27 protein-coding genes are annotated in these 21194 nt (G+C 73.4%); 17 read left to right on the top strand and 10 right to left on the bottom strand.

Annotation, left to right across the window (positions count from 1 at the left end; genetic code table 11):
- Positions 1 to 8: 8 nt before the first annotated feature.
- Both ACIRSS_RS02850 and ACIRSS_RS02845 read right to left on the bottom strand, forming a co-directional pair.
- Positions 9 to 476 (bottom strand): SRPBCC family protein, encoded by a 468-nt coding sequence (locus ACIRSS_RS02850; RefSeq protein ID WP_400889857.1) that lies wholly within the window; start codon positions 474 to 476, stop codon positions 9 to 11.
- Complete coding sequence (locus tag ACIRSS_RS02845; protein WP_400889855.1) at positions 473 to 811, bottom strand: ArsR/SmtB family transcription factor; 339 nt, start codon at positions 809 to 811, stop codon at positions 473 to 475. Before ACIRSS_RS02845 ends, ACIRSS_RS02850 begins: the two co-directional genes overlap by 4 nt.
- Positions 812 to 955: 144 nt before the next feature.
- Between ACIRSS_RS02845 and rocD the strand changes: the two genes are divergently transcribed.
- A complete protein-coding gene (gene rocD, locus ACIRSS_RS02840) occupies positions 956 to 2188 on the top strand; it encodes an ornithine--oxo-acid transaminase (protein WP_400889853.1) in 1233 nt (410 codons plus the stop codon).
- A gap of 324 nt (positions 2189 to 2512) precedes the next feature.
- Positions 2513 to 3862: a DUF2252 domain-containing protein gene (locus tag ACIRSS_RS02835; protein ID WP_400889851.1), complete on the top strand. Its 1350-nt coding sequence runs from the start codon at positions 2513 to 2515 to the stop codon at positions 3860 to 3862.
- Here ACIRSS_RS02835 and ACIRSS_RS02830 read toward each other — a convergent pair.
- A complete protein-coding gene (locus ACIRSS_RS02830) occupies positions 3849 to 4727 on the bottom strand; it encodes an FAD-dependent oxidoreductase (RefSeq protein ID WP_400889849.1) in 879 nt (292 codons plus the stop codon). The two genes, ACIRSS_RS02835 and ACIRSS_RS02830, sit on opposite strands and share 14 nt — an antisense overlap.
- A gap of 62 nt (positions 4728 to 4789) precedes the next feature.
- Here ACIRSS_RS02830 and ACIRSS_RS02825 point away from each other — a divergent pair, with 62 nt between their 5' ends.
- Positions 4790 to 5347 carry a phosphatase PAP2 family protein gene (locus ACIRSS_RS02825; RefSeq protein ID WP_400893352.1) on the top strand — a complete coding sequence of 186 codons (558 nt, stop codon included), beginning with the start codon at positions 4790 to 4792 and terminating at the stop codon, positions 5345 to 5347.
- Here ACIRSS_RS02825 and zapE read toward each other — a convergent pair.
- Entirely contained in the window at positions 5301 to 6320 is a 1020-nt protein-coding gene (gene zapE / locus ACIRSS_RS02820; protein ID WP_400889847.1) for a cell division protein ZapE, read from the bottom strand. The genes ACIRSS_RS02825 and zapE overlap by 47 nt on opposite strands.
- Positions 6321 to 6410: 90 nt before the next feature.
- Between zapE and ACIRSS_RS02815 the strand changes: the two genes are divergently transcribed.
- From ACIRSS_RS02815 to ACIRSS_RS02765, 11 genes are all read left to right on the top strand, one after another.
- Positions 6411 to 7148: a pyrimidine reductase family protein gene (locus ACIRSS_RS02815; protein ID WP_400889845.1), complete on the top strand. Its 738-nt coding sequence runs from the start codon at positions 6411 to 6413 to the stop codon at positions 7146 to 7148.
- Complete coding sequence (locus ACIRSS_RS02810; RefSeq protein ID WP_400889843.1) at positions 7145 to 7699, top strand: RNA polymerase sigma factor; 555 nt, start codon at positions 7145 to 7147, stop codon at positions 7697 to 7699. Before ACIRSS_RS02815 ends, ACIRSS_RS02810 begins: the two co-directional genes overlap by 4 nt.
- A complete protein-coding gene (locus ACIRSS_RS02805; protein WP_400889841.1) occupies positions 7699 to 8112 on the top strand; it encodes an Asp23/Gls24 family envelope stress response protein in 414 nt (137 codons plus the stop codon). Before ACIRSS_RS02810 ends, ACIRSS_RS02805 begins: the two co-directional genes overlap by 1 nt.
- 89 nt (positions 8113 to 8201) lie before the next feature.
- Positions 8202 to 8639: an Asp23/Gls24 family envelope stress response protein gene (locus ACIRSS_RS02800; protein WP_400889839.1), complete on the top strand. Its 438-nt coding sequence runs from the start codon at positions 8202 to 8204 to the stop codon at positions 8637 to 8639.
- Positions 8636 to 8875, top strand: coding sequence for a hypothetical protein (locus tag ACIRSS_RS02795; protein WP_400889837.1), 240 nt, complete (start codon positions 8636 to 8638; stop codon positions 8873 to 8875). The genes ACIRSS_RS02800 and ACIRSS_RS02795 overlap by 4 nt, the downstream gene beginning before the upstream one ends.
- A gap of 39 nt (positions 8876 to 8914) precedes the next feature.
- Positions 8915 to 9091 (top strand): hypothetical protein, encoded by a 177-nt coding sequence (locus ACIRSS_RS02790; protein WP_086674141.1) that lies wholly within the window; start codon positions 8915 to 8917, stop codon positions 9089 to 9091.
- Positions 9088 to 9438: a hypothetical protein gene (locus tag ACIRSS_RS02785; RefSeq protein ID WP_400889835.1), complete on the top strand. Its 351-nt coding sequence runs from the start codon at positions 9088 to 9090 to the stop codon at positions 9436 to 9438. Before ACIRSS_RS02790 ends, ACIRSS_RS02785 begins: the two co-directional genes overlap by 4 nt.
- Before the next feature lie 2 nt (positions 9439 to 9440).
- Entirely contained in the window at positions 9441 to 9977 is a 537-nt protein-coding gene (locus tag ACIRSS_RS02780) for a DUF6286 domain-containing protein (RefSeq protein WP_400889833.1), read from the top strand.
- On the top strand, positions 9974 to 10573 hold the full coding sequence (locus ACIRSS_RS02775; RefSeq protein ID WP_400889831.1) for an alkaline shock response membrane anchor protein AmaP: 600 nt from the start codon (positions 9974 to 9976) through the stop codon (positions 10571 to 10573). The genes ACIRSS_RS02780 and ACIRSS_RS02775 overlap by 4 nt, the downstream gene beginning before the upstream one ends.
- Before the next feature lie 26 nt (positions 10574 to 10599).
- Positions 10600 to 11679: an ATP-dependent DNA ligase gene (locus tag ACIRSS_RS02770; protein WP_400889829.1), complete on the top strand. Its 1080-nt coding sequence runs from the start codon at positions 10600 to 10602 to the stop codon at positions 11677 to 11679.
- Positions 11680 to 11748: 69 nt separating this feature from the next.
- Positions 11749 to 13296 carry an alpha/beta hydrolase gene (locus ACIRSS_RS02765; protein WP_400889827.1) on the top strand — a complete coding sequence of 516 codons (1548 nt, stop codon included), beginning with the start codon at positions 11749 to 11751 and terminating at the stop codon, positions 13294 to 13296.
- A gap of 56 nt (positions 13297 to 13352) precedes the next feature.
- Here ACIRSS_RS02765 and ACIRSS_RS02760 read toward each other — a convergent pair whose 3' ends face one another.
- Positions 13353 to 13595 (bottom strand): DUF2630 family protein, encoded by a 243-nt coding sequence (locus tag ACIRSS_RS02760; protein WP_400889825.1) that lies wholly within the window; start codon positions 13593 to 13595, stop codon positions 13353 to 13355.
- Positions 13596 to 13679: 84 nt separating this feature from the next.
- Here ACIRSS_RS02760 and trxA point away from each other — a divergent pair, with 84 nt between their 5' ends.
- Positions 13680 to 14051 carry a thioredoxin gene (trxA, locus tag ACIRSS_RS02755; RefSeq protein WP_400889821.1) on the top strand — a complete coding sequence of 124 codons (372 nt, stop codon included), beginning with the start codon at positions 13680 to 13682 and terminating at the stop codon, positions 14049 to 14051.
- Between the two features lie 48 nt (positions 14052 to 14099).
- Here the strand turns inward: trxA and ACIRSS_RS02750 are convergent, their stop codons facing one another.
- Together ACIRSS_RS02750 and pruA are read right to left on the bottom strand one after the other, a co-directional pair.
- Positions 14100 to 15029: a proline dehydrogenase family protein gene (locus ACIRSS_RS02750; RefSeq protein ID WP_400889819.1), complete on the bottom strand. Its 930-nt coding sequence runs from the start codon at positions 15027 to 15029 to the stop codon at positions 14100 to 14102.
- A gap of 14 nt (positions 15030 to 15043) precedes the next feature.
- Positions 15044 to 16672: an L-glutamate gamma-semialdehyde dehydrogenase gene (gene pruA, locus ACIRSS_RS02745; protein WP_400889817.1), complete on the bottom strand. Its 1629-nt coding sequence runs from the start codon at positions 16670 to 16672 to the stop codon at positions 15044 to 15046.
- Positions 16673 to 16796: 124 nt separating this feature from the next.
- On the opposite strand from pruA, the gene ACIRSS_RS02740 reads away from it, so the two are divergent.
- On the top strand, positions 16797 to 18350 hold the full coding sequence (locus ACIRSS_RS02740; protein WP_400889815.1) for a PucR family transcriptional regulator: 1554 nt from the start codon (positions 16797 to 16799) through the stop codon (positions 18348 to 18350).
- Positions 18351 to 18380: 30 nt separating this feature from the next.
- Positions 18381 to 19037: a maleylpyruvate isomerase N-terminal domain-containing protein gene (locus tag ACIRSS_RS02735; RefSeq protein ID WP_400889813.1), complete on the top strand. Its 657-nt coding sequence runs from the start codon at positions 18381 to 18383 to the stop codon at positions 19035 to 19037.
- Between the two features lie 30 nt (positions 19038 to 19067).
- Here ACIRSS_RS02735 and ACIRSS_RS02730 read toward each other — a convergent pair whose 3' ends face one another.
- The 3 genes from ACIRSS_RS02730 to ACIRSS_RS02720 form a co-directional block, all read right to left on the bottom strand.
- Positions 19068 to 19286, bottom strand: coding sequence for a S1 RNA-binding domain-containing protein (locus ACIRSS_RS02730; RefSeq protein ID WP_400889811.1), 219 nt, complete (start codon positions 19284 to 19286; stop codon positions 19068 to 19070).
- A gap of 216 nt (positions 19287 to 19502) precedes the next feature.
- Positions 19503 to 20468 carry an LLM class flavin-dependent oxidoreductase gene (locus tag ACIRSS_RS02725; protein WP_400889809.1) on the bottom strand — a complete coding sequence of 322 codons (966 nt, stop codon included), beginning with the start codon at positions 20466 to 20468 and terminating at the stop codon, positions 19503 to 19505.
- A 48-nt stretch (positions 20469 to 20516) separates the two neighbouring features.
- Positions 20517 to 20909: a DUF6221 family protein gene (locus ACIRSS_RS02720; RefSeq protein ID WP_003068867.1), complete on the bottom strand. Its 393-nt coding sequence runs from the start codon at positions 20907 to 20909 to the stop codon at positions 20517 to 20519.
- Positions 20910 to 21194 lie beyond the last annotated feature (285 nt).

Below are 21194 nucleotides of genomic sequence, written 5' to 3'. Positions count from 1 at the left end.
CTACCCGCTCAAGCCGCGGCTTTCTCGGCGAAGAGGTTCAACAGCGCGCCGTGCCCGCCCTCACCGGAGACGCCTTCGCGCACCTTGGCGCCGGTTTCGCCGTGCCGCTCGAAGCCGCGGTGCTCCAGTTCGACGCGGGTCGAGCGCGGGCCTTCTTCGACGAACCTGACCTCGATCTCACTGGCGTGCGCCGGGTCGGCGTCGATCCGCCAGTCGCCGTCGATGCGCCACGACAGGACCACCCGGGCGGGTGGCTCCCAGACGAGCACCTCGCCCCACTGGCACTCGGCGCCGTCCACGGTCTTCTCGTACCAGCGCCCGCCGGGCTTCGGCTCCAGGACAGCCTCGGCGAGGTCGGCTTCGCCCAGGTGGTGCTGCCGCGGCCACCAGCTGTCGAAGGCCTCGGTGTAGGTCTTGAACGCGTGCTCGCGCGAGCAGGCGACGGTGATCGTCTTGCGGATCGGTTCCAGGGTCATGACTGCTCCTCTTCGGTGGGTTCGGCGGTTTCGGTGGCTTCGGCGTGCTCGGCGAACGAGCGCAGCGCGTCCGACCACATCCGGTCGAGGTAGGCGCGCACCGCGGCGATGCCGTCGGGCTCGAGGCGGTACAGCCGCTTCGTGCCCTCGGCCCGGTCGGCGACCAGGCCGGCTTCCTTGAGCACCTTCAGGTGCTGGGAGACGGCCGGGCGGCTGATCGGCAGGTCCGCGGCCAGCTCGCCGACCGCGCGCGGCCCGGCGCGGAGCGCTTCGACGATCGCGCGCCGCGACGGGTCGGCCAGCGCGGCCAGCTGGTCGCTTCCGTAAGTCGCCACGAACCGTAAGTTACGGCTTACCGATGGGCTCGTCAACCGGCGCGCACTGTTTCGGGGGTGTTACCCGCGGATTGCGCAACGAAAGACGGGTGAAAGCAACGATTCCCGGCTGAACTCTGCGTCTTCTGCCTTTAACCTGAACGCATGACGACGTTCGCCGGCCGGGAGACCGCCGCCCCCACCGCCGCGAGCTTCATCGAGCTCGACGAGCGGTGGAGCACGCACAACTACCACCCCCTGCCCGTCGTGATCGCGGAAGCGTCCGGAGCTTCGGTGACCGACGTCGAAGGCCGCTCCTACCTGGACTTCCTGTCCGGCTACTCGGCCCTGAACTTCGGCCACCGCCACCCGGACCTGGTCGCCGCCGCCGTGGACCAGCTCGGCCGCGTCACGCTGACGTCGCGGGCGTTCCACCACGACCAGCTGGGCCTGTTCTGCCGCGAGCTGGCCGAGCTGACCGGCACCGAGCTGGTGCTGCCGATGAACTCCGGCGCCGAAGCCGTCGAGTCCGCGGTGAAGATCGCCCGGAAGTGGGCGCACCGGGTCAAGGGCGTGGCGGACGGCACCGCCGAGATCATCGTCGCGGGCTCGAACTTCCACGGCCGGACCACCACGATCGTGTCCTTCTCGACCGACGAGACCGCGCGCGCCGACTTCGGCCCGTTCACGCCGGGCTTCGTCACGGTGAAGTACGGCGACGCGGCCGCGCTGCGCGACGCGATCACCCCGCGCACCGCCGCGGTGCTGCTGGAGCCGGTGCAGGGCGAGGCCGGCGTGATCGTGCCGCCGGAGGGCTACTTCGCCGACGTCCGCGCGGCCTGCGACGAGCACGGCGTGCTGCTGATCGCCGACGAGATCCAGTCCGGCCTGGCCCGCACGGGCACGGTGCTGGCGCTGGACCACGAAGGCGTCCGCGCCGACGTGTACACCCTCGGCAAGGCCCTCGGCGGCGGCATCATGCCGGTGTCCGCGGTGGTCGGCCGCCGCGACGTGCTGGGCGTGCTGAAGCCGGGCGAGCACGGCTCGACGTTCGGCGGCAACCCCCTGGCCTGCGCGATCGGCCGCGCGGTGGTCAAGCTCCTCGCCACGGGCGAGTTCCAGCAGCGCTCGACGGAGCTGGGCGCGCACCTGCACGCACGGCTGAACTCGCTGATCGGCCACGGGCTGTCCGAGGTCCGCGGCCGCGGCCTGTGGGCGGGCCTCGACATCGCCCCGGGCGGGCCGTCGGGCCGCGAGGCGTCGGAAGCCCTGGCCGGGCGCGGCGTGCTGTGCAAGGAGACGCACGAGCGCACGCTGCGCGTGGCGCCGCCGCTGGTGATCACCCGCGAGGAGCTGGACCGCGGCATCGACGCGATCGCCGAGGTCATCCGCCCCTGAGACGCCGGATGCCGCCGGGTGAGCCTCCCGCCCCGGCGGCATCCGGAGCACAACTCGCCGAACCGGCCGGCCGCGCCCCACGACGATCGGGCGCGGAGGCCGGGCCTGCCTTGCCGCCGTGGTGCGCCAGCCCTCGCCGCCATGTCGCGGCAGTCCGCGCAACCCCGCCACCGTGGTGCGGCAGCCCTCGCAACCCCGCCGCCATGTCGCGACAGCCCGCGCCCCCTCGGCCGAACGCCCTCCCCCTCGCCGGCCCGCGCAGCTCGGCCGGGTGACCACCCTCGCCCCGGGAGCAGAACGTCCCCTTCGGACGTTGTGCCCGGTATGGGATTCGGGGAGCGCCCGCTGGTGGGCACGAACAGCGTCACACCGAGCGAGCTGTACGAGCAGGGGAAACAGCTCCGGCAAAAGGTCCCGGTCACCGCGCACGACCATGAAGCCGCCGGGGCGAACCGGCCGAGCGTGAAGCAGTACTTCCAAGTCAGCAACGCGGGACGCCTGCCGGAGCTGGTCGAACTCCGGCGCGAGCGCATGTCGGCATCGCCGTTCACCTTCTTCCGCGGCGCCGCCGGGCTGATGGGCGCCGACCTCGCCGGGACGCCGGACTCCGGGCTGACCGCCCAGCTCTGCGGCGACGCCCACGCCGCCAACTTCGGGCTCTACGGCACGCCCGAGGGCAAGATCGTGATGGACATCAACGACTTCGACGAGACCGTCCCGGGCCCGTGGGAGTGGGACCTCAAGCGGCTCGCCGCCAGCCTCGTGCTCGCCGGGCGCGAAGGCGGCATCGGCGAGGCCGGCTGCCGCGAGGCCGCCGAAGACGCCGTGAAGTCCTACCGGCGGACCATCCGCGCGCTGGCCGATCTGCCGTTCCTGCGGTCGTGGAACGCGTTGCCGGACTCCTCGGTGCTGTCGAAAGCCCGCGCGGACGAGCTGATCGACGACTTCGCCGACGCCGCCGAGAAGGCCCGCAAGAACGACAGCGCGAAGGTCGCCGCGAAGTGGACCGAGCGCGTCGACGACCACGAGACCGGCTTGGCGCGCCACCGGTTCGTCGAGGACCCGCCGGTCCTCACGCACGTCGACGACGACACCGCCGAAGCCGTCGCCGCCGGACTGGTGTCCTATGTGGACACCCTGCGCGAGTCGCGGCGGACGCTGATCGAGCGGTACCGGATCGCCGACGTCGCCTTCCGCGTGGTCGGCACGGGCAGCGTCGGGCTGCGCAGCTACGTCGCCCTCCTGCACGGAAACGACGACGAAGACCTTGTCCTGCAGGTGAAGCAGGCGGCGAAACCCGCGCTGGCGCCGTACCTCGACCTGCCGGCGGCGGACCACGAAGGACAGCGGATCGTCGACGGCGCCCGGCTGGTCCAGGCCGAAACGGACATCCTGCTGGGCTGGACCACGATCGACGGCGTCCCGTACATCGTCCGCCAGTTCCGCAACCTCAAGGGCGACATCGACCCGGCGGAGCTGGAGAAGGACCACCTCGACGACTACGGCCGGCTGGCCGGCGCATTGCTGGCCCGAGCCCACACGCGCTCGCTGCACCCGAAGCTGTTGGCGGGCTACTTCGCCGAGGACTCCGAACTGGACGAAGCCATGGGCGCGTACGCCGTGCGGTACGCCGACCGCACGGAAGCCGACCACACCGCTTTCACCCGGCGCTGAACAGCTCGACGACGTCGGCGGCACAGCCCCACGCCAGCGTGATCCCCGCCCCGCCGTGCCCGTAGCAGTGCACGACCTCACCGGTTCGCTCCAGCCGCACCACCGGCCGGAACGGGCGCAGCCCCACCGCCGACCGCAGCACCTCCGCGCCCTCCAACGCCGGCACCAGCTCGCGGCACCGGCGCACGATGTCCGCCGTCACGCCCGGGTTCGGGACCGTGTCGGCGCGGCCCGGCTCCTCCGTTCCGCCGCACACCACGTGCCCGCCGTGCGGGATGACGTACGTCACGCCCGGGCCCGTCTCGTCCACCACGAACTCCGGCAGGCCCGGGTCGGCCAGGTGCACGACCTGCCCGCCGATCGGGACCATCGAACCGTCGCCCGCCAACGGTCCCGCCCCCAGGCCCGCCGCGTTCACCACCGGACCCAGGCCGGCCAGCGAAGTCAGCGACCGGTGTTCGACCCGCACGCCCAGCGCGACCACCTGCGCCAGCAGCCACTCCAGGTACACCGGCATGTCGGCCAGCGCTGTCGTGAACACGAGCCGGTCGCCGTCGCGGGCCGGGTCGATCATCGCCCGGAGCCACTGCGGCTCCGGCTCCCCCGGCGCCAGCAGGACGCGGCCGCGGCGGAACCGCACCCCCGGCGCCTCCTGCGCCCGCAGGACGGCCAGGGTCTCCGCCGTCCAGCGCGCGATCCGCTTGTCCGGGCCGCGCACCGGCGGGTACAGCACCCCGCCCGCCACCGCCGACGTCGACTCCCCCGGGCCGGCCGCCGCGACGACCGTCACGTCGTGGCCCGCCCCGGCCAGCCGGTACGCGCAGCTCAGGCCGATGATCCCGGCCCCCGCCACCGTGATGTGCATTCCCGCATCGTGGCAGACAGCCGCACGACGGAGTCGCGGCTACCCTCGCGCGGGTGAGGACGATGTGGGTGCCGGCCGCGGTCTGCGGCCTGCTCGCGCTGCTGCTGGGTCTGCCGTTCGCCGGCGGGTCCACCCCGGGCGCGATCGACGCCGTGGTCGCCGGGTGGACGGCGCACCTGAGCCCCGGCGTGCTGCGCGCGCTGGTCTTCCCGACCGAGCCGTACGTCGTGTGCGCGCTCGGTGTCCTCGCCGTCGTCCTGTGCCTGCGCGCGGGCCGGAAACGGGAAGCCGCGCTCGCGCTCGCCGTGCCGCTGCTGGCGATCCTGCTGACCGCCGTCCTGCTCAAACCGCTGTACGACCGGTGGAAGAACGACACCCTCGTCTACCCGAGCGGCCACACCGTGAGCCTGGTCGCGGTGCTCACCGTGCTCGTGCTCGTCACGCGCAAGGCGTTCGTGGTGGTGCTGAGCGCGCTGGCGCTGCTCGCCGCCGCGGCCGGGCTGGTCGGCCTCGGCTACCACTACCTCACCGACGTCGCCGGCGGCACGCTGTTCGCGGTCGCCGTCGTGCTTGTCATGTGGCCGGTGCCGCGTCCCGCGCCAGCGCCGTCAGCCGGCTGACCGCGCGCAGGTACTTCTTGCGGTAGCCGCCGTTCACCATCTCCTCGGTGAACAGCGCCGGCAGCGGCTCGCCGGAGACGACCACCGGGATGGCCCGGTCGTAGAGCCGGTCGGCGAACGCGACCAGCCGCAGCGCCACGTTCTGGTCCGGCGCCGGGTGGACGTCCCGCAGGTGCACCCGGGTGACGCCGTCGAGCAGCCGCCCGTACCGGGAGGGGTGCAGCGAAGCCAGGTGCTCGACCAACGCGTCGAAGTCGTCCACAGTGGACCCTTCGTGCGCCGCGACGGACTCTTCGAGGACCTCCGGCGAAACCGGCGGCGGCGCGTCCGGCAGGCCGCGGTGGCGGTAGTCCGGGCCGTCGACGCGCACGACGCCGAACCGGGCCGAGAGCGTCTGGATCTCGCGCAGGAAGTCTTCGGCGGCGAACCGGCCTTCGCCGAGCTTCTCCGGGAGCGTGTTCGACGTCGCCGCGACGTACACGCCCGCGTCCATCAGCTCCTGCAGCAGCCGCGTGACCAGCGTGGTGTCGCCCGGGTCGTCCAGCTCGAACTCGTCGATGGCCAGGATCCGGTGCTCCGACAGGCGCCGCACGGCCTCCGCGAAGCCCAGCGCGCCGACCAGGTGCGTCAGCTCGACGAACGTCCCGTACGCCTTGGGCGAGGGCGCCGCGTGCCACGTCGAGGCGAGCAGGTGGGTCTTGCCGACGCCGAACCCGCCGTCGAGGTAGAGCCCCATCGGGCCGGCCGGCTCGGACGACCCGCCGAAGAGCTTGAAGCGCTTCTTCTCCTTGCGCGCCCCGACCTTGGCGGCGAACGCCGAGCAGGACTCCACCGCGGCGGCCTGGCTGGGCTCGTCCGGGTTGGGGATGTACGTCTCGAACCGGACGGCGTCGAAGCGCGGCGGCGGCACCAGAGCGCCGATCAGCTCGTCGGAAGACAGCTCGGGACGGCGGTCGGTGAGGTGCGCGGGCATGGTCGCAGAGCCTAACGGCGCGCCGCACCCCACCGGGTGGCGATGTCCCCCGGTCGAGACGCACTTCACGCCCGTGCTGGGATTGTCGGCGTGCGGAGCGTGTGGCCCTCTACGACGGGCGAGCTGACCGGGGTCGACCTCGAAGAGATCTACGCCTACCCGAAGGACCTCGACCGCCCGTGGGTGCAGGTCAACTTCGTCGCCTCGGCCGACGGCGCCGTCGAGGTCGACACGACCTCCGCCGGGCTGTCGCACGCCGCCGACCGCAAGGTCTTCCTGCTCGGGCGCGACCTCGCCGACGTGATCCTGGTCGGCGCCGGCACCGCCCGCGCCGAGGACTACCGCGGCGTGGTCGCGGGCCCGAAACGCCTCGACCGCCGTCGCCGGCTCGGCTTCGACACCGTTCCGCCGATCGCCGTCGTGACGCGCACCGCGGACCTCGACCCCGCGTCCCGGCTGTTCACCGAGACCGTCGTGCCCCCGATCGTGGTGACCACGGAGACCGCCGAGACGGGACCGCTGGAAGAGGCCGGGGCGGAGATCTTGCGGGCCGGGGACACCGAAGTCGACGTCCGGCGCGCGCTGGACCTGCTCGCCGCGCGCGGGCTGCGGCGCGTCGCGTGCGAGGGCGGGCCGCGGCTGTTCGCGCAGCTGGTCGAGGCCGATCTCGTCGACCAGCTGTGCCTGACGGTCGCGCCGCTGCTCGTGGCCGGTCCCGCGTCGCGGATCGCCGCGGGGCCGGTCGCCGTCCCGCGCCGGCTCGCGCTGGCCTCGATCCTGGTCGAGGACGGCTTCACGCTCCTGCGCTACCGCCGGGACGCCGGGTGAGCGACGACGCCGACCTGGTCTGCCGGGCCGCGGCCGGCGACGACGCCGCGTTCGGGGCGCTCGTGCGGCGGCACACGCCCCGGATGTACCGCGTCGCGCTGCGGATCACCGGCAGCGCGGCCGAAGCCGAGGACGTCGTGCAGGACTCGTGGCTCGCCGCGTGGCGCGCCCTTCCGGGCTTCCGGCACGAATCCGCCGTCTCGACGTGGCTCTACCGCGTGGTCACCAACAGCGCCCTCGCGCTCCTGCGCCGCCGCCGTCCGACGGTGTCGCTCGACGAGCCCGCCGATCGGTCCACTGTGGACACAGCGCTGCTCGCCGCCGCCGTCCCGGGCCCCGAAGGCCGGGTCGTGCGGGCCGAGGAGGTCGACGCGGTGCTGCGCGCGATCGGCCGGCTGGAGCTCTCGCAGCGGGTGCCGCTGGTGCTGCGCGAGCTGGAGGGGCTGAGCTACGAAGAGGTCGCCGAAGTGCTCGACGTGAACGTCGGTGCCTTGCGTTCCCGGCTGCACCGGGCCAGGGTGGCGCTGCTCGCCGAGTTGAGGGAGCGGTGATGGCCGAGCCACAGGACCCCGAGCGGGACCCCCGCTGGGACGCCGTGCGCGCGGCGGCCCGGCGCCGGGTGCCGACGCCGCCCGGGCTCGTCGAACGCGTGCTGCGGGCCGTCGCGCGCGGCCGCCGGACGGCCGTCGAGGTGCCCGGCGACGACGGCGACCTCCGCGTCGCGGAGAGCGTGGTCACCCGGCTGACCACGGCGATCGCCGGCGAACGGGCGCCGGACGGGGTGCGGGTTTCGGCCGTCGCGGTCGAGGACGACGCCGTGCAGCTGCTGGTGTCGGTGCGGTTCGGCGTCGCCGCCGACGAAGCCGCCGAAGCGCTGCGCCGGGAGGTCACCGCGGAGCTGGCTCGCCACCTCGGGACGCCGGCGACGGTGAACGTGCACGTCGTGGATGTCCACCGGGACTGACGTTCCCCCGATCGGGTGACCTTCCGTGAGGTTTGGCCGCCCGCGGGCATCGTACGGGCGAGAGACCGCCGCGAGAGGAGCCCGCACGCATGCACCCGGAACGGACCGAAAGCCCCGGCACGGTGACCCCGCTCAACGAGGAGGGCACCGCCGGCCGCACCACCATCTCCTCGCTGGTCGTGCAGAAGGTCGCCGGCCTGGCCACCCGCGAGGTCCCCGGGGTGCACGCCCTGGGCGGCGGCGGGGTGTCGCGCGCGATCGGCGCGCTGCGCGAGCGCATCCCCGGCTCCGGCACGGTGAGCACCACCGGCGTGGCCGTGGAGGTCGGCGAGAAGCAGACGGCGATCGACCTCGACGTCATCGTCGAGTACGGCGCGCGGATCGCCGACGTCGCCCGCGCGGTGCGGCGCAACGTGATCACGGCGGTCGAGCAGATCACCGGCCTCGAGGTGATCGAGGTGAACATTGCGGTCAACGACATCCACCTGCCCGGCGAAGAAGAAGCCGAATCGACGCGGGTGGAATGACCGGGCGCGGCGGGGACGATCCGGCGGGCCGGGCGGCCTTCCGGGCGTTCGTCCGCGCCCACCACCCGGACGTGGGCGGCGATCCGGCGGTGTTCGCCGAAGGCCTGGCCCGGTTCCGCGCCGGGGAGTCCGAAGTGGACTCCCGCTACGACGCCCCGGTGAGCTTCACCGCCCGCCGCCGCGGGTTCGCCGCGCTCGTCGCCCGCTTCCGCCGGCGGCCACCCCGGGTGCGCTGAGGTGCACCTTCCGCACGAAGGACCGTCCAAGGAGGACATGTGAACGCAACGCAGACCGGGCTCCTGGCCGGGCTGATCCTCGGCCTCGCCGCGTCCCAGGGGTTCACCGCGTTCCTGGTGACGCTGGCCGTCGGCATCATCGGCCTGGTCGCCGGCCGGGTCCTCGACGGCGAGCTCGACCTCGGCGAGCTCTTCGGCAAGGGCCGCGACAAGTGAGCCGCGTCCTGGACGTGCCGCGCGAGCTCGCCGAACCGGCCGAGCGCGGCACCCTCACCGTCGCCCACGCCGTGGTGCGCAAGGTCGCCCAGCACGCCGCCGACCAGGTCCCCGGCACCGCGAACGACGGCAAGAAGGGCGCCAAGGCGAAGGTCGGCGGGCTCGACAACGACGTCGACCTCGCGCTGGACCTCGCCCTGCAGTACCCCGCCCCGGTGCGGACCGTCGTCGGGGTCGTGCGCGAGAAGGTCACCGAAGAGGTCGAGCTGCTCACCGGCTACCACGTGCGGACCCTCGCCGTGACGGTGTCCGCGCTGCGGCCCGCGGTGGCGCCGAGGGTGCGGTAGCCGTGCGCCTGGTCGTCCGCCTCCTGTCGACCCTGCTCGGCCTGGCCTTCGCCGCCGCCGGGGCGGTGCTCGCCCTGGAAGTCGGCTGGCACTGGTGGCGCCCGGCCGCGGGCCCGCTGCTGGTGCCGTGGCCGCGCTGGCAGGCGCAGCTCGCGTCGCTGGGCTGGGACGCCTACGCGGTGCGCGTCGGCGCCGGCGTGCTCGCCGCCGCGGGCCTGGTCCTGCTGCTGTGCGCGGTGGCCGCCGGCAACCGCGCGGTCCGGCTGACCGACCCGGCCGGCGAGGTGAGCGTCTCGACGTCGCCGCGCTCGCTGGCCCGCCTGGTCGGGCTCACCGTGCGCGCGCAGGACAACGTCGCCGGCGCGACGGTCACCGCGAGCGCCCGCCGCGTCCGCGTCCGCGCGAAGAGCACGCTCGAAACCGAAGGCGAGCTGCGGCCGCGCCTGCTGGAGACGGTGTCCGCGCTGCTCGACGACGTCCCCCTCGCGCGGCGGCCGAAGGTCTCGGTCGTCGTCGACTCCCCGAAGGACCGCCGATGAGCAAGTCGGTCGCCGCGAAGGCGCTTTCCCGGTCGTACACGGGCGAACGCATTTGGGTGTTCCTCGTCGGGCTGCTGGCCCTGCTCGGCGGCGCGCTGGCCCTGGTGGTCGGCTTCGGCGTGCTGGGCGAGTTCCGCGGCCGCCGGCCGCTGCTCGACCCGATGGCGCTCGACTGGCTCGGCGGCCACGCCACGCCCGCCCGGATCGCCGCCATCGTGCTCGGAGTCCTGCTGCTCGCGGCCGGCCTGCGGGGCACCGTGCGCTCGCTGCGCCCGGAGCCGCGGCCCGACCTGGACCTCGACCGCACCGAGGGCGCCGAACTGGTCGTCACCGCCGCCGCGATCGCCGGCGCGGTCCAAGCCGACGCCGAACAGCTCGACGGCGTGAGCCGCGCCCGGGTCCGCGCCGTCGGCTCCCGGACGTCTCCCGCGTTGCGCATCACGCTGTGGCTGCACGAGGGCACCGACCTCAAGAGCGTCTGGGAAGACCTCGACGCCCGCGTGCTGACCAGGGCCCGGGACTCGCTCGGCCTCGACGTCCTGCCCACGGCCGTCCGCCTGGAGCTCGACACGAGCGCGGCGAAACGCGTGCGCTGAACGGCGTCTTTCCGCAGAATGCCCGCATGCCCCTACCGCTGCAGCCGCCGCTGAAGCCGATGCTCGCCAAGCCCGCGAAGGCCATCCCGGACTCCGGGGGCCTGCTGTTCGAACCGAAGTGGGACGGCTTCCGCTGCATCGTCTTCAAGGACGGCGACGAGCTGTACCTGCAGTCCCGCGCGGAAAAGCCGCTCAACCGGTACTTCCCGGAAGCCGTCGCGCGGCTGCTGGAGACGCTGCCGCCGCGGGTCGTGCTGGACGGCGAGCTCGTCGTCGCGCGCGGCGGGCGGCTGGACTTCGACGCCCTCACCGAGCGCATCCACCCCGCCGAAAGCCGGATCACGCTGCTGGCGGCCGAGCAGCCCGCCGAGTTCGTCGCCTTCGACGTCCTCGCCCTCGACGACGAGTCCCTGCTCGACGAACCGACGTCGGCGCGCCGCGAACGGCTCGTCGACCTGGCCGGCGACCGCTTCCCGCTGACCCCGGCGACCACCGACCCGGACACCGCGCGGCACTGGTTCGAGCTCTTCGAGGGCGCGGGCCTCGACGGCGTCATCGGCAAACCCCTCGACGAGCCGTACACGCCCGGCAAGCGGGTGATGGTCAAGTACAAGCACCTGCGCACCGCGGACTGCGTGCTCGCCGGGCTGCGCTGGCACGTCGACGGCGGCCCCGGCGAGCTCGTCGGTTCCTTCCTGCTGGGCCTGCACGACGACAAGGGCGTGCTGCACCACGTCGGCACGGTCGGGTCGTTCCCCAAGGAACGCCGTCGCGAACTCGCCGAGGAGCTGGCGCCGCTGGTCACCGACGGCGAAGACCACCCGTGGGGTGGCCGCGCGACCGGCGAGGCCCAGCGGATCCCCGGCGGCGTCACGCGCTGGCGCGCCACCGAACACGAATGGGTGCCGCTGCGGCCCGAGCGCGTCGTCGAGGTCGCCTACGAGAACACCGAAGGCGGTATGCCGTCGCGCTTCCGGCACAACGCGCGGTTCAAGCGCTGGCGACCCGACCGCGAACCCGCGTCCTGCGACTACAGCCAGCTCGACGAGCCCGCCCGCTACGACCTCGACGCCGTGTTCCGCGGCCAGGTCGTGCGGACCCGCTAACCCTCGTCCCACACCGGCCGTGCGAAGCTCGGCACCACCCTGCCTGTGATCTACGTGAGGACCTCGCCCGTGCGCCGCCGCCGTACCCGTCTCCTGGTCGCGCTGCTCGCCCTGGCCTCCGCCGCGGGCTGCGCCGCGGGGCCGTCGGTCCGCCCGGCGCTCGTGGAGAACGACGGGAAGACGACACCGGCGGCGCCCACCGGCACCCCGCCGGTGCCGCTGCCGCCGCTGGCCGAGCCGCAGTCGCCGTCGCTGCGGTGGGCCGACTGCGACGACGACACCCGGCAGCGGATCGGCACCCCGGCCGTGCCGGACAGCCTGCACTTCACCTGCGCCCGCGTCACCGCGCCGCTCGACGCGCCCGGCGAGGCCCGGCGGTCGGTGGTGCGGCTGCTGGCGCTGAAGGTGGGCACCGGGCCGATCCCGCTGGTCGTGGTCAACGACGTCGACGGCGAGCCGGGCACGGTGTACGCCGCGCGGCTGGCCGCGACCCTGCCGCCGGCGTTCCTGGAGAAGTTCTCACTGGTCGGGCTGGACCGGCGCGGCACCGGGCTCTCCGGCCCGGTCCAGTGCGTGCCCCCGGACATCCGGCACGACCTGATCGACGCCGACCCGGGGCAGGGCGACCTGCAGGACGTGCTGGACGCGGCGCGCAAGGCCGGTCAGCAGTGCGCGATCGAGCTGGACGACTCCCAGACCGCGCTGGACAGCTGGCGCGGTGCCGGTGACCTCGAAGAGCTGCGGAAGGCGCTGGGTTCGGACCGGCTCAACGCGCTCGGCCGCGGCGACGGCTCGAAGCTGCTGTCCGAGTACGCGGTGCGCTTCCCCGGCCAGGTCGGCCGGATGGTGCTCGACGGCGTCCCCGACCCGGGCCCGGACACCGCGGCGGTGCTCGACGCCGTCGCCGCCGGTGCCCAGACGACGTTGGACGCGTTCGCCGCGGACTGCGCGGCCCGCAAGTGCGCCCTGGGCGACCCGAAGGCGGCCCTGGCGGCGCTCACCGGGCAGCTGCGGACCGCGCCGCCGATGACCGACGACGCCGTCGCGTTCGGGCCGGGCGTGGCGATGTACGCGGTCTACTCGGGACTTTCGCAGCGCTCGCGGTGGCCGGAGCTGGCCGACGCGATCGTGGCGGCGCGGGGCGGGAACATCACGCCGCTGGCGGCGTTCGCGGCACCGGCGCTGCACGACTCGCGCGCGCAGCCGTCCCGGCTGGACGCGACGATCGCGACCCGCTGCAACGACAGCCAGACACGGCTTTCGTCCGACCAGCTCGACCAGGTCGTCGCCGGGATGCGGACGAAGTACCCGCAGTTCGGCACGGTCGTCGCCCAGCAGCTGGCGTGGTGCGGGCCGTGGCCGGTCCGCACCGAGCCGCTGCCCCCGGCGGGCGCGACGGGCGCCCCGCCGATCCTGGTGACGGCGACGGCGGCCGACCCGGTGACCCCGCAGGTGGGCAGCACCCGCGCGGCGGACCAGATGCCGACGGCGGTGACGATCACCTGGCAGGGCGCGGGCCACGGCGCGGTGGGCACGTCCCCGTGCGTCACGGAGGCAGCCCGGGCGTTCCTCGTGGACGGCAAGGTCCCGGCCGACGGCACCCTCTGCCCCGCCTGACCCCCTCGTGAGTGGGAAACCGGGTTCTAACCCGGTTTCCCACTCACGAGCGAGCGTCACTGGCGGTAGGACTCCACCTCGGAGACCGGGCGGGCCTGCGCGTCGTCGGGGTTCTCGTGGAACTCCGACTTGGCGCGCCGCTGGCGGAGCAGGTCCCAGCACTGGTCGAGCTGCTGCTCGACCGTGGTGAGGCGGTCCTTGTCGCCGCCGTTCAGCCCCACGCCGACCGAGCGCGACCGGAGTTCGTGCTCCTCGGCGATCAGCTCGTCGATCCGGCCCAGGATTTCGCCGTCGGCCATGTGTCCTCCTCTTCACGGGTGCTCGGGTGCAGACGCTACCCCGGACCCGGGAATTCCCGCCGCGTCCACTTCGTTGACCAGGGCATGAGCACCGTTGAGCTGACTGCCGAGAACTTCGACCAGACGGTAAACGACCACGAGTTCGTCCTGATCGACTTCTGGGCGAGCTGGTGCGGACCGTGCCGCCAGTTCGCGCCGGTCTACGAGAAGGCGTCCGAGAAGCACGACGACATCGTGTTCGCGAGCGTCGACACCGAAGCGCAGCAGCAGCTCGCCGCCGCCTTCGACGTCCGCTCCATCCCGACGCTGGCCATCATCCGCGACAAGACGCTGATCTACGCCCAGCCGGGCGCGCTGCCCGAGCCCGCCCTCGAAGAGCTCATCAAGCAGGCTCGCGAGGTCGACATGGACGAGGTCAAGCGCAAGGCCGCCGAAGCCGAGGCCGAAGAGGCCTGACCACCACCACACGGCGAAGGCCGCCCCGCGGGGCGGCCTTCGCCGTGTTCAGGAGCGGGTCGCGAGCCCGCGCAGGAAGAACGCCAGGTTCGCCGGGCGCTCGGCGAGCCGCCGCATGAAGTAGCCGTACCACTCGTCGCCGTAGGGCACGTAGACGCGCATGCGCGAGCCCGACGCGGCGATCCTCGCCTGCTCCTCCGGCCGGATGCCGTAGAGCATCTGGAACTCGTGGTCGTCGTCCTCGCGGCCGTTCTCCTCGGCCAGCGCGGCGGCGATCTCGATCATCCGCGGGTCGTGCGAGGCCACCATCGGGTAGCCCTGGCCCGCCATCAGGACGCGCAGGCAGCGGACGTAGGACTTGTCCACATCGGACTTCCCCTGGAACGCCACCGACTCCGGCTCGGCGTACGCGCCCTTGCACAGCCGCACGCGCGAACCCGGGCCCGACAGCTCCCGGCAGTCCTGCTCGGTGCGGCGCAGGTAGGCCTGCAGCACCGCGCCGACCCACGGGTACTCGCCGCGCAGCTCGCGCAGGATGCCGAGCGTCGAGTCCGTGGTGGTGTGGTCCTCCATGTCGAGCGTCACGGTCGCGCCGACCGCCTCGGCCGCCGCGCAGATCTTCCGCGCGTTTTCCAGGGCGACGTCCTCGCCGTTCGCCGGCAGGAACTGGCCCACCGCGGACAGCTTCACCGAGACGTCGGCGCCTTCGGCCAGCCCTTCGGCCGCCAGCGCCGACAACACGGCTTCGTAGGCCGCGACGGTCGCCGCCGCCTGCGCGGCGTCGGTCGTGTCCTCGCCCAGGTGGTCGAGGGTGATCCGCCGGCCGTCCGCGGCCAGTTCCCGGGCCACGCGGACGGCGTCGGCGGTCTCGGACCCGGCCACGAACCGGCGCACCACGGACCGCGTGGCGGGCACGGCCTCCACGAGCCGCCGGATGCCCTTCGAGCGGGCGGCGGCGAGCAACGGGGCACGCAACATGACGGTCTCCCCTCTCAGCCCTGGTGCGGGTAGCGCACGGAGGTCGGCGGGACGAAGGTCTCCTTGATGGAGCGCGGGCTGGTCCAGCGCTGCAGGTTGAAGATCGACCCGGCCTTGTCGTTGGTGCCCGAGGCCCGCGCGCCGCCGAACGGCTGCTGGCCGACGACGGCGCCGGTCGGCTTGTCGTTGACGTAGAAGTTGCCCGCGGCGAACCGCAGCGCCTCGGACGCCTTCGCCACGGCCGTGCGGTCGTTGGCGATGATCGCGCCGGTCAGGGCGTACGCGGCGGTCTCGTCGACGAGCTTGAGCACCGCGTCGAAGTCGCCGTCCTCGTAGACGTGCACCGACAGGATCGGGCCGAAGTACTCCGTCGAGAAGATCTCGTGCTTCGGGTTGTCCGAGACGAGGATCGTCGGCTGGACGAAGAAGCCGTCTTCGTCGTCGGCGGTGCCCCCGGTGAGGACCTCCACCGAAGCGTCGCTCTTGACGCGCTCGAACAGCTCCGCGTGCTTGGTGAACGCGCGCCGGTCGATCACCGCGCCGCCGAAGTGCGACAGGTCGGTGACGTCGCCGTAGGACAGCGCCTCGGTCTCGGAGACGAGACCGTCCTTCACCTGGTTCCAGGCGCTGCGCGGGATGTAGGCGCGCGAAGCGGCGGAGCACTTCTGGCCCTGGTACTCGAAAGCGCCGCGGACGAGCGCGGTCCGCAGGACGTCGACGTCGGCCGACGGGTGCGCGAGCACGAAGTCCTTGCCGCCGGTCTCGCCGACCAGCCGCGGGTAGGAGCGGTAGCCGGCGATGTTCGCGCCGACCGTGGCCCACAGGTGCTGGAACGTCGCGGTCGAGCCGGTGAAGTGGATGCCGGCCAGGTCGCGGTGGGTCAGGGCGACCTCGGAGACGGCCTTGCCGTCGCCCGGCAGCAGGTTGATGACGCCCGGCGGCAGGCCCGCCTCTTCGAGCAGCCGCATGGTGAGGTGCGCGGCGAACGACTGCGTCGGCGACGGCTTCCACAGGACCGTGTTGCCCATCAGCGCGGGCGCGGTCGGCAGGTTGCCGGCGATCGCGGTGAAGTTGAACGGCGTGATCGCGTAGACGAAGCCCTCGAGCGGGCGGTGCTCCATCCGGTTCCACACGCCCGGCGAGCTGACCGGCTGCTCGGTGAGCACGCGGCGGCCGAACTCGACGTTGAAGCGCCAGAAGTCGGCGAGCTCGCAGGCGGCGTCGATCTCGGCCTGGGTCGCGGTCTTGGACTGGCCGAGCATGGTGGCGGCGTTGAGGGTGGCGCGCCACGGGCCGGTCAGCAGGTCGGCGGCGCGCAGCAGGATCGCGGCGCGGTCGTCGTAGGACAGCGCGCGCCACTCGGGCGCGGCCTTCGCGGCGGCGGCGATGGCGTCGGTCGCGTCCTGCTGGGTCGCGCTGTGGATGGTGCCCAGGACGTGCCGGTGGTTGTGCGGCTGGACGACCTCGATCTTCTCGCCGCCGCCGGGGCGCTGCTCGCCCCCGACGGTGACCGTGAGGTCGACGGGTTCCGCCTGGCCCAGCCGCTTGAGCGCACCCTCGAGTTCCGCGCGCTCAGCGCTGCCCGGCGCATACGTGAGCACCGGCTCGTTCTTCGGGGCGGGGGTCTGGGTCACGGCGTCCACGGCGGCTCCTCTGCCTTTCCTCTACGTCCTTGATGCCCCGAACGGTAACTCCGGACACGTCGTGGCGGCTTGTTCGAACGGCTAAAATCGCTCGTATGATCTTGGCCGATCGGATAACCCCGCGATGACCTCGCTGCGCCACGTCCTGGCGACGCTGGGCGAGCCGCTGGTCGAGGTCGTCGTGGCCCCGCACGGCCTGGGCGTCCCGGTCGCCGACGTCGTGATCCTCGACCCCGAGGACCCCTTGGAGGCCTCCCCCGGCGACCTGGTGCTGGTGATCGGCGCGCGCGGCCGGGCGGCGGCACCCGCGATCCGCGCGGCCGGGCGCGGCGGGGCGGCCGCGGTGGCGGTCAAGGGCGCGACGGGCGCCGACGTCGCCGCCGACGCGGGCGTCGCGCTGCTGACGGTCGGTGCGGAGGCCCGCTGGGAGCAGGTCGAGTCACTGGCGCGAGGGGTCGTCGACGCGGCGCGCGCGGGCGGCGAGGCGGCCAGCGGGGAGGTCCTCGGCGACCTGTTCGCGCTGGCCCAGACCATCGCGACGCTCACCGGCGGCCTGGTCAGCATCGAGGACACGGCCAACCGCGTCCTCGCGTATTCGCGGGCGGGCGACGAGGTCGACGAGCTGCGGCGGCTGTCGATCCTCGGCCGCGAAGGCCCGGAACGCTACCTCGCGATGCTGCGCGAATGGGGCGTCTACCAGCGGCTGCGCGCCGGTGAGGGGATCGTCCGGATCGACGAGCGGCCCGAGCTGGGCATCCGCCGGCGCATCGCGGCCGGCATCCACGCGGGCAAGCAGCCGCTCGGCACGATCTGGGTCCAGGAGGGCGCGCAGCCGCTCACCGAACGCGCCGAGACGGCCCTGCTCGGCGCGAGCCGCACCCTCGCGCCGCGGCTGATCCGCGCCCGCACGCTGCCCAGCCCCGAACTGCGGCTGCGGGAGGACCTCCTCGCGAGCCTCCTGGAAGGGCGGCTGGACGCGGAGTCCGTCGCGGACGACATCGGCGCGGACCCGGCGCGGCCGGCCCAGGTGCTGGCGTTTTCCCTGGAGCGGCCGGACAACCGGCAGCTGCGGCGCGCCGAGCTGGTCCACCTGATCGCGGTGCACACGGCGGCCTACCGGCGCAGCGCGCTGGTGAGCGTGGTCGGCGGCCGCGTCTACGCGCTGCTGCCGGACCTGCCCGAGCATTCGGACGCGGCGGTGCTGGCGCTGGCCCGCGAGATCACCGGCACCGCGCGCCGCCACCTGGACGTCCCGGTCCGGGCGGCGCTGGGCGGGGTCGTGCCGCGGTTGTCCGACGTGGCCGCGTCGAGGGGCGACGCCGACCGCGTGCTGGCGGCGATGGCCCGCGGGCGCTGGGCCGCCGACGTCGCGTCGCTGGCCGACGTCCGCGCGGAGGTGCTGCTGTCGGAGGTGCTGGCGTTCCTCGGCGAGCAGCCCCGCATCCGCGACCCGCGGCTGGTTTCGCTCGTGGAGCACGACGCCGAGCACGGCGGGATCCTGGTGCCGGCGGTGCTGGCCTGGCTGGACGCGTTCGGCGACGTCCGCGCGGCGGCCCGCGTCCTCAACATCCACCCGAACACGGTCCGCTACCGCGTCCGGCGGGCGGCCGAAGTGTCCGGAGTGGACTTCGACGACCCCGCCCAGCGCATCCTCACCCAGCTGCAGCTGCGCCTCTAAATGGCTGGCGCGCGCTGTTAGCTTGGCCTCGTGCACCTCTTCACCCGTACTTGGGCGGCGCTGCACGCCGCGGTCGCCGACCTGTCCGCTGAAGACTTCTCCCGCCCGTCCGGCTGCCGGGGCTGGCTGGTCCGCGACCTCGTGTGCCACCTGATCGTCAACGCCCAGGACGTGCTGATCACCCTGGTGACCCCGGCCGGCACCGCACCGACCCACGACGCGATCACGTACTGGACGGTCACGGACGAGCCGCCGACCGGCGAAGACCCGGGGGACGCGGTGACCGTCCGCCTGGCGGCGGCGTACGGCGACCCGGCGCGGCTCCGGGCGCACTTGGACGACGTCGGCTCGGCCGCCGGACGGGCGGCGGAGCTGGCCGACCCCGGCCTCGCGGTGAGCACCCAGGACATGGTGCTGACGGTGGCCGACTTCCTCATGGTCTACTCACTGGAGTGGACGTTGCACCACCTGGACCTGATCGCCCACGTCCCGGGTGCGGAGCCCCCGCCCGCCGAGGGTCTGGCGCGGACGAGGGAGATGCTGGAGAAGATCACCGGGACGGCGTTCCCGGCGTCGTTCTCGGACACGGACGTCCTGCTGGTGGCGACGGGCCGCCGCTCGCCGACGGAGGCCGAGGCGGCGGAGCTGGGCGACCTGGCCGCGCGGCTGCCGTTCGTGCTCGGGTGAGGCAGGGCGCCCTGCCTCACCCGGCTCAGCTCACGCCTGCACCAGGCTGAACCGGCGGCGCTCCACGTCGATGGCTTCGATGCGGACCGTCACCCGGCTGCCCTGCTCGGGGACGCGGTCGGTCACGAGCAGGCCGTGCACGCCCGGCGCCACCTCGACGAACGCGCCGAACGGCAGCGTCCGCGCCACGACGCCGTCGAGCACCCCGCCCTCGGTGTGGGCGGCGACGAACTCCTGCCAGGGGGACATGCGGTTTCACCTCCTTCCCGCGCACGTTCCGGACTCGGAGAACGCGCGGGAGGCGGCGGGCCACGGGGCCGCCCGGAGGTCACGGCACAGCCGGGTACCCCGTCTGCTCACGGCTCGAGGCCGACCCGGCAGTCACGCCGGAAACCGTATCGCCGGCACCTGGAAATGCACCAGCCGTAATTCTCCGACGCGATATCCGGCTATCGGGAAATCAGCTCACACAAGCGCGGGAAGATCGGCCAGCCGGGCGAGGGAATCGAGCCGCGCGGATTGGTCGTACGCGGCCGTCGTCACCAAAATCTCGTCCGCGCCCGTGGCTGCGATCAATGCGCCGAGCCGGTCCCCGACTTCGGCCGCGGTGCCCGAAATCTGGCTGTCCAGGGTCTCTTCGAGCCGCCTGCGCTCGCGGTCGGTCATGGGCAGCGCCAGGACCTCCGACGGCGGCGACAGCGGCGGGAAGACGCCGTGGGAGCGCGAATACACCGTCGCCCAGGCCTCCGACACGAGCAGGCGGCGCGCGTCGGCCGCCGAGTCCGCCACCGCGATCACCGACGACACCACGACGTACGGCTCGCTCGCCCACGGGCCGGGCCGGAAGCCGTCCCGGTAGCGCGTCACGGCTTCGGCCAGCGCGCGTTCGCCGCGGACGGGCGCGATCACCAGCGGCAGCCCGAGCTCCGCGGCGAGGTCGGCGCCGGACCCGGTGGCCAGCAGGAACGGCGGCACGCGCAGGCCTTCGGCCGGGTAGGCGTGGACGCCGGGGTGCTCGCCCGCGAAGAACCCGAGCAGTTCCCGCACCTGCGCCCCGAAGTTGTCGGCCGCGTCCTTGCCGTGCCCCAGCGCCTCGCGGACGCCGGCGGTGAACCCGACCGACCGGCCGAGCCCCATGTCGATCCGGCCGGGGTACAGCGCTTCGAGCACGCCGAACTGCTCGGCGACGACCAGCGGCGGGTGGTTCGGCAGCATCACGCCACCGGTGCCGACGCGGATCCGGCTCGTCGCGCCCGCGACGGCGGCGGCCAGGACGGTCGGCGCGGACCCGGCGACCCCGGGCACGCCGTGGTGCTCGGACACCCAGAACCGGTGGTAGCCCAGCCGTTCGACGTCGGCGGCGAAGGCGACGGTGTCCCGCAGCGCCCGCGCGGTCCCGGCGTGCGGGCGCACGGGCGAGCGATCGAGCACGGAAAACCTCACGCCGGGTGCAACGCCCGGCGTCCGGCGGGATTCCCGTCAGGGGCGCCAGCGCTCGCTGTACTCCGGGTGGTCGGCGTAGGGCAGGGCCAGCAGGCGCAGCGTGAGGCACCAGTTGGAGCCGGCCTCGTCGGCGGGCACGTGGCAGGTCTCACACCAGTATTCGCTGCCGTAGAGCGGAAAACCGGGCACCTTCTCCGACACGGTGGTCCGGTGGGCGAGCAGGATCCGCCGCGTGGCTTCGATCTCGTTGATCATCTGGTTCACGACGTCGAGCTCGAGGTCGGTCAGCCCGCGGATCTTCTGCTCCACGGCGACCTTGGTCTCACCGCGGTTCATCGCCTCGCCGGCCTTCGCCTTGTTGACGGCCTGCATGATCAACGCCTGCCGCGCGCCGACGCGCGCGGCGAGGAATGCGATCAGGTCGTCCACGAAGGCCTCCCTCGAACTCGCCCCAGGACATGTCGTCGAGGAGTCGCCGATTCGGGACCGCACGTTACGCCGATCGTGGCGGTGGTCGAGACCACAGCGGCGGCCGTGCGAAATTTGTGACCCGAAAGGCGACAGCGGGCAGCGGGATGATCACTCCCCGTTTTCCGGCGTGACGTTCCGATGAAGTCCGGGCCGATTTGTTCCCCCGAAAGTGGCGCGCGGCACGGTTGTGGCCGTGATTACACGCGGTCCGATCGGCCTGCATTTCGGTACCGCTGAGTAACC

Source organism: Amycolatopsis sp. NPDC101161 (genome assembly GCF_044768185.1).
Lineage (GTDB): Bacteria > Actinomycetota > Actinomycetes > Mycobacteriales > Pseudonocardiaceae > Amycolatopsis.
This window is presented reverse-complemented; position numbering and strand designations above follow the sequence as displayed.